Here is an 11734-nt window from a genome sequence, read left to right as displayed (position 1 = left end):
CCCCAGCAGCATGAGCACCCCCAGCAGCAAGAGCACCGCCAACACCACCGAGCCCGTCGTCGTCGTCGACGACCTCACCGTCACCTTCGCGACCGACGGCGGCGCCGTCGACGCGGTCAAGGGCGTCAGCCTCGACGTCCGCCCCGGCGAGGTCCTCGCCCTGGTCGGCGAGTCGGGCTCCGGCAAGTCGGTCACGGCCAGGAGCATGCTCCGCCTGATGCCGGAGACGGCGACCCTCGGCGGCGCGGTGCTCCTCGACGGCACCGACGTCGTCACGGTCGGCTCGCAGAAGCTCCGGGAGCTCCGCGGAACCGCGGGCGCGATGGTCTTCCAGGAACCCTCGACGGCCCTCAACCCGGTGTTCACCGTCGGGTGGCAGATCGCCGAGGGGCTCCGCGCCCACGGCGGCGTCTCGAGGAAGGAGGCCCGGGCGAAGGCGATCGACTACCTCGGCCGGGTCGGCATCCCCGACCCCGAGGTCCGCGTCGACCACTACCCGCACCAGTTCTCCGGCGGGCAGAAGCAGCGCGTCGTGATCGCCAGCGCGCTCGCGCTCGAGCCGAGCGTGATCATCGCCGACGAGCCGACCACGGCCCTCGACGTGACGGTGCAGGCGGAGATCCTCGACCTGCTGCGTCGGTGTCGTGACGAGTTCGGCACGGCGATCGTCATCATCACGCACAACATGGGCGTCGTCGCCGACCTGGCCGACCGCGTCGCCGTGATGTACCAGGGCGAGGTCGTCGAGGAAGCCCCCGTCGCCGAGCTCTTCGGGAACCCGCAGGCCGACTACACGAAGCGCCTGCTGGCGGCGGTGCCCCGGCTCGAGTCGTCGACGGGGGTCGCCCGGCGGGCCATCATCGCCGAGGACGTCGAACCCGTCGTCGAGGCCCGGGCGCTCGAGATCGAGTACCCCGGCCGGCTCGGCGCGCACGCGTTCAAGGCCGTCAAGGGCGTCGACCTGGCGATCCGTCCCGGCGAGGTCCTCGGCCTGGTGGGGGAGTCCGGCTCCGGCAAGACCACCATCGGCCGTGCCATCGCGGGGCTGACGCGGGTCACCGGCGGTTCCCTCCGCGTCCTCGGCACCGAGATGCTCGGCTACCGCGAGCGGGACTTCAAGCGGCTCCGGAAGGACATCGGGTTCGTCTTCCAGGACCCGGCGACGTCCTTCAACCCGCTGCTCACGATCGCGGAGTGCGTCGCCGAGCCGCTCGTCGTGCACGGCGTGGCGTCCTCGCCGCGTGCGGCGCGCAAGCAGGTCGACGAGCTCATGGAGGCGGTCCAGCTCCCCGCGGCGTACGGCGATCGGTACCCGCACGAGCTGTCCGGCGGGCAGCGCCAGCGCGCGTCGCTCGCCCGGTCGCTCGCGCTCCGGCCGAAGCTCCTCATCGCCGACGAGCCGACGAGCGCGCTCGACGTGTCGGTGCAGGCGCGCGTGCTGGAGCTCTTCCTCGAGCTGCAGCAGGACTTCGGATTCGCCTCGTTGTTCATCAGCCACGACCTCGCGGTCGTCGGTGCGCTCTCCGACCGGATCGCGGTGCTGTACCGCGGCGACCTGGTCGAGACGGGCACCACCGCAGAGGTCCTCGGCTCGCCGCAGCACCCCTACACGCAGCGACTCCTGGCGTCGCTGCCGGTGCCGGACCCGGCGGAGCAGGCCGAGCGACGGCGTACGCTGGAGCGACTGGAGCAGGCAGGGGCCTGATCGCCGTCTGTGGTTCAGCAGACGGGCCCTGATCAGGTCCAGCCGGGAGGCGCGACGCACGTCGACGACGCGAGTCGCGCCTCCAGGCTGTCGGCCCCAGAGCACCACGTACGTCGCGCGGACCGGCCTCCGTCTCCGCGCTGCGCCGCCAGGGGCGGTGCGGAAGGGGTTCCATGATCGGGGTCAACGACCCGGCCGTCGTCGCGGACGACGTCTCCATCGAGTACCGGGTGCCGGGAGCGCGCCCGATCCGGGCGGTGGACGGCGTCAGCCTGACCGTCCGCAGCGGGGAGATCCTCGCGGTGCTGGGGGAGTCCGGCTCCGGCAAGTCCAGCTTCGCCGCCGCGGTCGCCGGTCAGCTCGGTGCCCGCGGTGAGGGGGAGGGCGCGCATCGTCGCCACATCGTCGGTGGTGAGCTGAGCGTCCTCGGGCAGAAGATGCGCGGGCTCCGGGCGTCGTCCCGTCGGCTCGCCCGACTCACCGGACGGATCGGGTACCTCTCGCAGGACGCCGCCGACCGGCTGAGCCCCGACCTGACCGTCGGTGAGGCGATCGCGGAGCCGATCTACGCCCGTGACCGCCGCTTCGACCGGAAAGAGGCCGGGCTCATCGTCGCCCGGCTCGTCGACGCGGTGCACCTGCCGCTCGGCGTGATGCGCCTCAACACGTGGGAGCTCTCGAGCGGGCAGCGGCAGCGGGTGGCCCTCGCCCAGGCGCTCGTCCTCGAACCGCAGCTGCTCGTCGCCGACGAACCCGCCCGCGGCGTCGACGTCCTCGTCCGCCAGTCCGTGCTCGAGGCCCTCGCCGGACTGCAGCGGAACCGGCAGTTCTCCGCCGTCGTGGTCTCGAGCGACCTCCGCGAAGCCCGTGCGCTCGCGGACCGCGTCGCCGTCATGAACGAGGGTCGACTCGTCGGCCTCGGCACCTTCGACGACGTGCTCGACAGCCCCGTCGACCCCTACGTCCGGACGCTCGCCTCGACGGCGGCGCGCCCGGTGAAGCGTCCCGCCTGGGCCGGCGGGTCCGGCCCCCGCACGTCCCGACAGGAGCAGTCATGACCGACACCGACGTCCAGCCCCGCGGCCACCGCGCCGTCGTGACCGATGCCGGTGCGCCGCTGCCGGTCCCGCCGCCCGCCGCCGGGCCGATCGCGATCCTGCCGTCGCCCGCCGAGCTGCACGTCTCCGCGGTGGAGGCCGCTGGCGGCACCGTCGCAGCGCTCGGGCCCGACACGCGCGGCATCGTCTGGCTCGACCCGCGTGACCCGTCCGGGCTCGCCGCCGCACTCGACTCGGCACCGTCCGTGTCCTGGGTGCAGCTGCCGTTCGCCGGCGTGGACGCCTTCGCGTCCCTGATCGCGTCGCACGGGGACTCGGTGCTGTTCACCTCGGCGAAGGGCGCCTACGCGGAGCCGGTCGCCGAGCACGCCCTCGCGCTGACGCTCGCGACGCTGCGGGTCCTGCCCGCACGCGCCCGTGCGACGTCCTGGGCGACGAAGCCCGAGGGTGTGTCGCTCTACGGCCGCTCCGTCGTCGTGATCGGCGCCGGTGGCATCGCGCTCGAGTACCTCCGGCTCCTCGCGCCGTTCGACGTCGACGTCACCGTGGTGCGGCGCTCGTCCGCGCCGGTGCCCGGTGCTGCCCGCACCGTGACCACCGACCAGCTCGACGAGGTCCTGCCCACCGCGGACGTCGTGATGATCGCGGCCGCGATGACCTCGGGCACGTCGAAGCTCTTCGGCGCGCACCAGTTCTCCATCATGCGGCCGTCCGCGCGCCTGGTGAACATCGCCCGTGGCGGGCTCGTCGACACCGACGCGCTCGTCGATGCGCTGCACGCGGGGGAGATCGCCGGCGCCGGGGTCGACGTGACCGACCCGGAGCCGCTGCCCGACGGGCACCCGCTGTGGGACGCCCCCGGCGCGATCATCACGCCGCACCAGGCCGACACGCCGGAGATGGTGGCGCCGCTGCTCGCCGAGCGCGTGCGGGTGAACGTCGCCGCGTTCCTCGGCGGCGCGGGCGAGGGCTTCGTCGGCGTCGTGGACCCCGTCGCCGGGTACTGAGGCGCGCAGCGCGGCGCGGCACGCCCGGGGTGCGTGCCCGATGCGCGGGGCGCGGCCGATGTCCTGCTATGCTGTTACCCGTTGTTCAGACCGGCTCGACCGGCAGCGCAACTGATCCTCGATAGCTCAATTGGCAGAGCAGCCGGCTGTTAACCGGCAGGTTGTTGGTTCGAGTCCAACTCGGGGAGCATCAGACCCCCACCGTTCGCGGTGGGGGTCTTCGTGTTTCCGAGGACGTGTTCTCCAGGACGTGTTCTCCAGGACGTGTTCTCCGTTGCGCGCCGCTCGGGGCGTCCGGGTTCTCGGTCGTCTCATGGCTCGTCCACGGCCGGGCCACCGGGACAAGCTGTTAGCGTTCACAGGTGCACCCCCTCCGCCGAACCGCCGCAGCAGCGCTCTGTGCGGCTGCGCTCGCGGTCCTCGTCAGCGGGTGCACGTCCGGCGCCGAGTCGGAACCGGACGACTCCGTGGACCGCACGCCGTCGTCGGAGATCGCCGCGTCGGGGACCTCGCCGATCGTGTTCGCGTTCGTGTGCGACGTCGACGGCTCGGACCGCACCGAGACCTACACGACGTACTCGGCGGTGTGGCAGGACGAGCGCACCGAGTGCCGAGCCGAACGGATCACCGGGACCGAGGCGTCGGCGCAGCAGCAGGCAGCGCTCGACGCGGCGGCGGGGGAGTCCACGCTCGAGCAGCTCGCCAGTGGCTGCGCGGTCACCGGGGTGTCGCCGTGGACCTCGACGATCCAGTCCGCGTCCGCCGCCGACACGGCGGCCGGCCTGGCGCTCTACTGCCCCGGGCATCCGCAGATGGACCACCTGCAGGACGCGATGGCCGCCTACCGGGGCTGAGCCGAGCCTCCTGGCCGGTGCCCGTCGTCGGTCGGCGTGCGGACCGGCGTCAGCCCTCGGGGTGGTCCCGGCCGGGGAGCCAGGACTTGCCGGGGCCGCCCCAACTGTTCTTCTTGACGGCCTTCTGGACCTGCTTCGGGTACGGGTGGCCGAGTCGGTCGGCGTAGAGCAGGCCGTCGAGGTGGTCGTACTCGTGCTGGAAGATCCGCGCGAGCCAGCCGTGCGCCTCGATCTCGAACGGTTCGCCGTGCTCGTCGAACGCGCGGAGGAGCGCGCCCTCGGAGCGGCGCAGCGGGAAGCGGAGGCCCGGGATGGAGAGGCAGCCCTCGGACTCCTCGTCCTCGTCGAGTTCCTCCACAGCCTCGGGTTCGGCCGGAGTGATCCACAGGACGGGGTTGATCGCCGCGCCGCGCCACTGCACCTCGTCATCATCGACGAATGAGTACACGAAGAGCCGCTTGCCCACCCCGACCTGCGGGCCGGCCAGCCCGACACCCGGTGCCAGGTCCATGGTCTCGAACATGTCCGCCACCAGGGTGCGGAGTCCGTCGTCGAAGGCGGTGACCTCCGCGGCGCGTTCGTGCAGGACGGGTTCACCGGTGATCCGGATCGGGAGGACGGCCATTCACCCAGGTTATCGGGAGGAGTCGGATAGCCTCGACGCGTGACGAGCGACCTGCAGATCCCGGACGCCGTGAGCAACCTCACCCCGTTCCAGGCCCTCATGATCCCCGTCGCGTTGATCGGGGCGGTGTTCCTCTCGCTCGGGGCGCAGTTCCAGAGCCGCGGGGTCAAGCGGGTCGAGGCCCGGCTGGGCAAGCAGTCCAAGGGGCTCAGCGTCCGACACATCGTCGGGCTGGTCTCGAGCGGCTACTGGGTGCTGGGCACCCTGATGCTCGGCATCGCGGTCGTCCTGCAGCTGATCAGCATCACGTTCGCACCGCTCATCGTCGTGCAGCCCCTCGGCGCGGTCGCACTGGTCATCACGACGTGGTTCTCCTCACGGTCCTCCGGGGTCCCGCTCGGCCGGCGTGCCCGCCGTGCGGTGTGGACGTGCATCATCGGCGTCGGGATCTTCGTCGGCATCGCGGCGTTCGTCGGGCACGAGAGCCCGATCACCCGCTCGCAGCTGATCACGGTCCTGGTGATCCTGGCGGTCGTGCTGATCCTGGTGCTGGTGTCGTTCCGGGTCGTGGCCAAGCACAAGAGCGCGCTGTACTACATCATCGGCGCCGGGGTCCTCTACGGGTTCGTGGCGACCCTGGCCAAGGTCACGCTGAACCGGTTCGTGAACCACACCTTCGACTGGTTGACCGTCCTGGCGATCATCGGCGTCGTCGTGGCGGCGTCGCTCGGTGGGTACTTCGTGCAGAACGCGTACTCGGCGGGCTCAGCGGACCTCGTCATCGCCGGGCTCACCGTGGTCGACCCGATCGTCGCCGTCGGCATCGGGGTGATCGTCCTCGGAGAAGCGGACGGGGCACCACCGATCGCGGTGTTCGGGTTCGTGGTCGCTGCCGCGATCGCGGTCACCGGGGTGTTCCTCCTCGCCAAACACCACCCAGAGGCACAGCGGTAACCACTGCGCCGCGCTGTCGGGTGCCGTCCTCCTCTGGCAGGGGGCACCGTCAGCCGCGCGGCGGACGTGCTCGCGCATCGGCGTACGGTAGCGTTTCAGACCCAGACCAGCCCGGTACCAGCACCACCACCGGTACCGGACGAAGGCCCAGGAGAGGACGACGCCCGCCGTGTCAGGAGACGCCACCCCCGTTCCGCTCGACCACCCGACGGACCACCGGCCCTTGCGGGTGCTGATGGCCGCGGACACCTTCGCCCCGGACGTCAACGGTGCCGCCACGTTCACCGAGCAGCTCGCCGTCGGCCTCGCCGAGCGTGGGCACGAGGTCCACATCATCGCCCCGGCAGCGGGCCGGAACCACGGCACCTACGACGAAGAGCTCCACGGCGTGACGCTCGTCGTGCACCGCCTCCCGTCGTACAAGTGGCCGCTGCACGCGTGGCTGCGGTTCGCGTGGCCGTGGACGGTCCGCAAGCACGTCGCGCCGATCATCGACGCCTTCAAGCCCGACGTCGTGCACATCCAGTCGCACATCATCGTCGGCCGTGGTGTCGCTCGTGAAGCCCACGACCGCGGCATCCGCATCATCGCCACGAACCACTTCATGCCCGAGAACCTGCTCGAGTACACGCCGTTCGGGCGCTTCACGCTGCCGATCGCGCTGAAGATCGCGTGGAACGACGCCGCGCACACGTACCGGCTCGCGGACGTGATCTCGACGCCGACCAACCTGGCGGCGGACTACCTCCGCAAGGCCATCGCCGGCCAGCGCGTCCTCGCGATCTCCTGCGGCATCGACGCCTCGCGCTACCTCGCACGAGAAGGCCGCCCGGCGAACAACGACATCACCTTCGTCGGCCGCATCGCGCCGGAGAAGAACCTCGACGTGCTCTTCCGGGCGCTCCCGCTGCTGCCCGCCGAGCTGAACGCGACCATCACGATCGTCGGTGACGGCGAGATGATCCCGAAGCTCACCGCGCTGTCGAAGGAGCTCGGCATCGAGGACCGCGTGACGTTCCTCGGGTTCGTCTCCGACGAGGTCAAGTTCCGCGCGCTCACCAACTCGACCGTGTTCGCGATGCCCTCGACGGCCGAACTGCAGAGCATCGCTTCGCTGGAGGCGATGGCGTCCGGCCTGCCGGTCGTCGCCGCGAACTCGATGGCGCTGCCGCACCTGGTCGACGGCAACGGGTACCTGTTCGAGCCGGGGGACGAGCGTGACCTCGCCGACAAGCTCACGACGGTGCTGACGGCCTCGGACGAGGACTACGTGGCGATGCGGACGCGCAGTCTGGCCATGATCGAGGCGCACGACATCAACCGCACCCTCGCGACGTTCGAGGCGCTGTATCGTGGGGAACCGGTGGCCTAGGCCTGCCGACGAGGGGCGGTAGCCAAGCTGGTCAAGGCAGTCTGCTCATAACGGAACGATTCGCGGGTTCGAGTCCCGCCCGCCCCACGTGCAACTCCGTAAGAAGACCGCCAGCCACGACGCTGACGCCCCCGGCCCGACCCCGAACGTGACGTTCGAGGCGTCCAAGGGCGGCACCGGCGTGCGCGTCAACGCGTTCCGGATCGGGTTCATGGGCGGCATCGGCGTGCTCGTCGCCCTGCTCGCCGGAGCCCTCATCGGGCAGCTGTCGACCGTGCTGGTCTACATCGGCGTCGCGCTGTTCATCGCGCTCGGCCTCGACCCCCTGGTGACCTTCCTCGAGCGGTACATCCCGCGGTGGTCGGCGATCCTCGCGGTCGTCGTCACGGTGCTGCTCGCGTTCGGGGGCGTGGTGTTCGCCGTCGTCCCGATCCTCATCAACCAGGCGACGAACCTGGTGCAGAACTTCCCGGACATCGTCCAGGACCTCTCCCAGCAGGACTGGGTGCAGAACCTGTCGAAGCAGCTCAACGGGTCGTTCGACGTCGACCACTCGCTGCAGCAGCTCCAGAAGTTCGTCGAGGACCCGGGCAACCTGCTGAGCCTCGGCGGCGGCATCCTGGCCGTGGGTACCGGGATCCTGTCGGGCCTGACCGGCGCGCTCATCGTCCTCATCCTCATGCTCTACTTCCTCGCCTCGATGCGGAGCATGAAGAGCATGATGTACCGCTTCGTGCCGGCGTCCCGTCGGCAGAACTACATCGACGTCAGCGAGGAGGTCACGTCCTCCGTCGGCCGCTACGTCGTCGGGCAGATCACGCAGGCGGGCATCAACGGCGTGCTGAGCCTGGTGTTCCTGCTCATCATCGGTGCTCCGCTTCCGGTGCTCCTCGCGACGTTCGCGTTCATGGGCTCGCTCATCCCGCTCGTGGGGACCCTCGGCGCGGCGATCGTGATCTCGCTGCTGTGCTTCTTCGCGTCGCCCGCGACCGCCCTCGCCGCCGCGATCTACTACCTCGTCTACATGCAGGTCGAGTCGTACGTGATCTCGCCGCGCATCATGTCCCGCGCGGTGCAGGTCCCCGGTGCGCTCGTCGTGATCGCGGCCGTCGCGGGGGCCACCATCGGCGGCGTCCTCGGTGCGCTCGTCGCGGTGCCGGTCGCCGCGTCGGTGATCATCATCGTGCAGAAGGTCATCTACCCGCGCCAGGAGCAGGCGTGACCGACCCTGCGGACGGCGACGCCGCTGCCGCTGCCGCTGCCGCTGCCGCTGCGCGCGACCGGTGGGCCCGCAGCCCACGTGGACCGCTCGCCCTGGTGAACGCGCAGCGCGTCGACCACGCGCAGCCCGTCTGGCCGGTCCCCGGCACGTGGGCGCCGGCCGTGGGCGGGCTCACGGTGACCGCTGACGCCGCCGACGGGGTCGTCGTGGACGGCGTCCCGGTCGACGGGACCGTCCTCGTCGCCGGCGACGAGGCCGTCGTGCCGTCCACCGTCGCCTTCCCGGACGGCTTCGCGGGCACCGTGTCCGGCTCGACGCTCCGCGTCTGGGACCCCGCGTCCGATGCGATCGCACGGTTCGCGCGGATCGACCGCTTCCCGTACGCGGCCGATCTGGTCCGTCCAGGCCGGTACACACCGGTCGACGACAGCCTGGAGGCCCCTGGTCACGTCCTCGACGCCGCCGGCGATCCGCTCGTGGTCGCGGGCACCGTCGAGACCACCGTCGGTGGGGTGGTCGCGTCCCTGCTCGCGGTGCGGTCGGCACCGTTCGGCGGGGTCGCGCGGCTGCAGCTCATCGTCCAGGACGGCACGAGTGCGCTGCCCGAGGACGACGCGGCGAGCTCCTACTCGATGGGCCGCTTCCTCTTCGTCGACGACCCGGGCGGCCCCGCGGACGTCGCGGTCGACTGGAACGGCCTGGTGCTCCCGCCGTGCGCGTTCTCGTACCAGTACGCGTGCCCGATCCCGCCGCCGCAGAACCGCCTGGTGATCCCGATCCCGGCGGGCGAGCGGCACCCGATCGACCACGACGGCGCCGTCCTGCACTGATCGGGCCGGTGTCCTTGCCGTTCCCAGCGCCGACGCTGCATAATGGGCGTGTCCGCCAGGACATCACAATCGGATATCGATGGTTCCACGGTGCTCTCGAGCACTGGTCCGGATCCTCCAGCACAGGTCGATGGGGAAGTCGCACCTGATGATCGGAGGAACCATGACCGGGACTGCGTCTGGAGTGCTCTACGTGCACTCCTCCCCACGCGCGCTCTGCCCCCATGTCGAATGGGCAGCAGGTCGCGCGATGAGTCGCGCCGTCAACTTCTCCTGGCTGGACCAGCCGGCGCAGGACGGCTCGCGTCGTACCGAGTACACCTGGACCGGCGCGGTCGGCACCGGTGCGGCCATCGCCTCCGCACTGCGCGGGTGGGAGCACCTCCGCTACGAGGTCACCGAGGAACCCACCGAGGTCTCGGACGGCGGCCGGTGGATGCACACGCCCGATCTCGGCGTCTTCTACGCGCAGACCGACGTCACCGGGAACATGGTCATCCCCGAGGACCGTGTCCGCTACGCGATGGAGGTCGCGGGCAGCAACGCCCTCGAGCTCCACCGTGAGCTCCGGCTGGCGCTCGGGCAGGCCTGGGACGACGAGCTCGAGCCGTTCCGCCACGCGGCCGAGGGCAACCCGGTCGTCTGGCTGCACCGCGTCGGCTGACGCCCGCTGCTCGCGCTGCCGGAGCTCGCGCTGCCGGCGCTGACGCTCCTCCTGCGACGAAACACCTCCGAACACACGAAACGCCGCCGATCCCGGCGGCGTTTCGTGGTGTCAGCGGTGTTTCGACGTGCGGGCGGTGCCACACGGGGCGGAGGCGAGCCGAGCCTCCGGACCGAAGGCGGTGGTCAGGCCGTGCGGAACGCGACGACGGCGTTGTGGCCGCCGAAGCCGAACGAGTTGCTCACGGCGAGCAGGTCGCCCGCCGGGAGCTCGCGCGGCGAGGTCGCGACGTCCATCACGATCTCCGGGTCCTGCTCGGTGAGGTTGATCGTCGGCGGAGCGACGCGGTTGTGCAGCGCGAGGACGGTGAACGCCGCCTCGATCGCACCGGCACCACCGAGGAGGTGCCCGGTCGACGCCTTGGTGGCCGACACGACGACGGAGTCGAGGTGGTCGCCGAAGACGCGGCGCATCGCGTGGTACTCGGCGATGTCGCCCACCGGCGTCGACGTGGCGTGCGCGTTGACGTGCACGACGTCTTCGCGCGACGCACCGGCGTGCTCGAGCGCCATGAGCACCGCACGGGCGGCCGCGCTGCCCTCGGGGTCGGGGGCGGTGATGTGGAACGCGTCCGAGGTGATGCCGGCACCGGCGACCTCGGCGTAGATCTTGGCGCCGCGGGCTTCCGCGTGCTCCTTCGTCTCGAGGATCAGCGCAGCAGCGCCGTCCGCGAGCACGAAGCCGTCACGCGTGACGTCGTACGGACGCGAGGCGGTCTCGGGGGAGTCGTTGCGGCGCGACAGGGCCTGCATCGCGGCGAACGACGCGAGGGGCATCGGGTGCAGCGCGGCTTCGGCGCCACCGGCGATGACGATGTCGGCTTCACCGGTCGCGACGTGGCGGTACGCCTCGGCGAGGGACTCGGTGGAGGACGCGCACGCCGAGAGGTAGGTGCGGGCGCCACCACGGGCGCCGAACTCCATCTCGATGGCGGCGGCGGGGCCGTTCGCCATGAGCATCGGGACCGTCATCGGCAGGACGCGGCGCGGGCCCTTCTCGCGCAGGGTGTCCCAGGCGTCGAGCAGCGTGTTCACGCCGCCGATGCCGGTCGCCCAGTCGACGATGAGGCGCTCGGGCACGACGGTCTCGTTGTCGATGCCCGCGTCGGCCCATGCTTCACGCGCGGCGATGAGCGAGAGCTGCGACGACGGATCGAAGCGCTTGGTCTCGGGGCGGGTGAGCTGGTCGGTGATGAAGCGGCGCGCCTGCCCGGCGAACTCGACGGGGATGTTGAGTTCGGCGTAGCGCGGGTCTTCGAGCCTGGTGATCCCGGACTTGCCCTCGAGCAGGGCGTCCCAGGTCTCCGAGGCAGTCGCGGCGAGAGGGGTGATCGCACCGATCCCGGTGACGACGACGGTCTTGTTGGTCATGGAACGACTTGTT

Annotated in this window: 11 protein-coding genes and 2 tRNA genes; 11 read left to right on the top strand and 2 right to left on the bottom strand. The window is 71.1% G+C overall.

All coding sequences use genetic code 11. The features are described from left to right. Positions 1-10 precede the first annotated feature (10 nt). The 5 genes from EDF27_RS12765 to EDF27_RS12745 all read left to right on the top strand — a co-directional run bounded on the left by EDF27_RS12765 (position 11) and on the right by EDF27_RS12745 (position 4624). Entirely contained in the window at positions 11-1705 is a 1695-nt protein-coding gene (locus EDF27_RS12765; protein ID WP_123653814.1) for an ABC transporter ATP-binding protein, read from the top strand. Positions 1706-1878: 173 nt separating this feature from the next. After that, the gene (locus EDF27_RS12760; RefSeq protein WP_132049155.1) at positions 1879-2763 is read left to right on the top strand and encodes an ATP-binding cassette domain-containing protein; all 885 of its coding nucleotides are present in this window, start codon (positions 1879-1881) and stop codon (positions 2761-2763) included. Next, positions 2760-3770 (top strand): D-isomer specific 2-hydroxyacid dehydrogenase family protein, encoded by a 1011-nt coding sequence (locus EDF27_RS12755; RefSeq protein ID WP_123653160.1) that lies wholly within the window; start codon positions 2760-2762, stop codon positions 3768-3770. The genes EDF27_RS12760 and EDF27_RS12755 overlap by 4 nt, the downstream gene beginning before the upstream one ends. A gap of 115 nt (positions 3771-3885) precedes the next feature. Then, positions 3886-3958, top strand: a tRNA-Asn gene (locus tag EDF27_RS12750). A gap of 174 nt (positions 3959-4132) precedes the next feature. Continuing rightward, a complete protein-coding gene (locus EDF27_RS12745) occupies positions 4133-4624 on the top strand; it encodes a hypothetical protein (RefSeq protein WP_132049153.1) in 492 nt (163 codons plus the stop codon). 49 nt (positions 4625-4673) lie between these two features. Here EDF27_RS12745 and def read toward each other — a convergent pair whose 3' ends face one another. Next, complete coding sequence (gene def, locus EDF27_RS12740; protein WP_123703986.1) at positions 4674-5249, bottom strand: peptide deformylase; 576 nt, start codon at positions 5247-5249, stop codon at positions 4674-4676. Positions 5250-5288: 39 nt separating this feature from the next. Here def and EDF27_RS12735 point away from each other — a divergent pair, with 39 nt between their 5' ends. From EDF27_RS12735 to EDF27_RS12710, 6 genes are all read left to right on the top strand, one after another. Then, the gene (locus EDF27_RS12735; protein ID WP_185021687.1) at positions 5289-6203 is read left to right on the top strand and encodes a DMT family transporter; all 915 of its coding nucleotides are present in this window, start codon (positions 5289-5291) and stop codon (positions 6201-6203) included. A 169-nt stretch (positions 6204-6372) separates the two neighbouring features. Next, positions 6373-7575, top strand: coding sequence for a glycosyltransferase (locus EDF27_RS12730; protein WP_243698336.1), 1203 nt, complete (start codon positions 6373-6375; stop codon positions 7573-7575). A 12-nt stretch (positions 7576-7587) separates the two neighbouring features. Further along, positions 7588-7662: transfer RNA gene (locus EDF27_RS12725), tRNA-Ile, on the top strand. 1 nt (position 7663) lies between these two features. Then, positions 7664-8797, top strand: a complete 1134-nt coding sequence (locus EDF27_RS12720; RefSeq protein WP_132049151.1) for an AI-2E family transporter — start codon at positions 7664-7666, stop codon at positions 8795-8797. After that, positions 8794-9627 (top strand): DUF1684 domain-containing protein, encoded by an 834-nt coding sequence (locus tag EDF27_RS12715; RefSeq protein WP_132049149.1) that lies wholly within the window; start codon positions 8794-8796, stop codon positions 9625-9627. Before EDF27_RS12720 ends, EDF27_RS12715 begins: the two co-directional genes overlap by 4 nt. Positions 9628-9790: 163 nt before the next feature. Further along, positions 9791-10291, top strand: a complete 501-nt coding sequence (locus EDF27_RS12710; RefSeq protein ID WP_123653165.1) for a DUF3145 domain-containing protein — start codon at positions 9791-9793, stop codon at positions 10289-10291. Between the two features lie 185 nt (positions 10292-10476). On the opposite strand, the gene EDF27_RS12705 is transcribed toward EDF27_RS12710, so the two are convergent. Further along, complete coding sequence (locus tag EDF27_RS12705) at positions 10477-11721, bottom strand: beta-ketoacyl-[acyl-carrier-protein] synthase family protein (RefSeq protein ID WP_123653166.1); 1245 nt, start codon at positions 11719-11721, stop codon at positions 10477-10479. Positions 11722-11734 lie beyond the last annotated feature (13 nt).

It is taken from the genome of Curtobacterium sp. PhB136, assembly GCF_004346855.1.
Lineage (GTDB): Bacteria > Actinomycetota > Actinomycetes > Actinomycetales > Microbacteriaceae > Curtobacterium.
The sequence above is the reverse complement of the archived record's forward strand: the minus strand, read 5'-3'. Positions and strand labels throughout refer to the sequence as shown.

Bases quoted from the DNA above. Each gene is read 5' to 3' on its own strand.
- EDF27_RS12705 (WP_123653166.1), bottom strand. From the start codon at position 11,721: ATGACCAACAAGACCGTCGTCGTCACCGGGATCGGTGCGATCACCCCT.
- EDF27_RS12760 (WP_132049155.1), top strand. From the start codon at position 1,879: ATGATCGGGGTCAACGACCCGGCCGTCGTCGCGGACGACGTCTCCATC.
- EDF27_RS12710 (WP_123653165.1), top strand. From the start codon at position 9,791: ATGACCGGGACTGCGTCTGGAGTGCTCTACGTGCACTCCTCCCCACGC.
- EDF27_RS12765 (WP_123653814.1), top strand. From the start codon at position 11: ATGAGCACCCCCAGCAGCAAGAGCACCGCCAACACCACCGAGCCCGTC.
- EDF27_RS12755 (WP_123653160.1), top strand. From the start codon at position 2,760: ATGACCGACACCGACGTCCAGCCCCGCGGCCACCGCGCCGTCGTGACC.
- def (WP_123703986.1), bottom strand. From the start codon at position 5,249: ATGGCCGTCCTCCCGATCCGGATCACCGGTGAACCCGTCCTGCACGAA.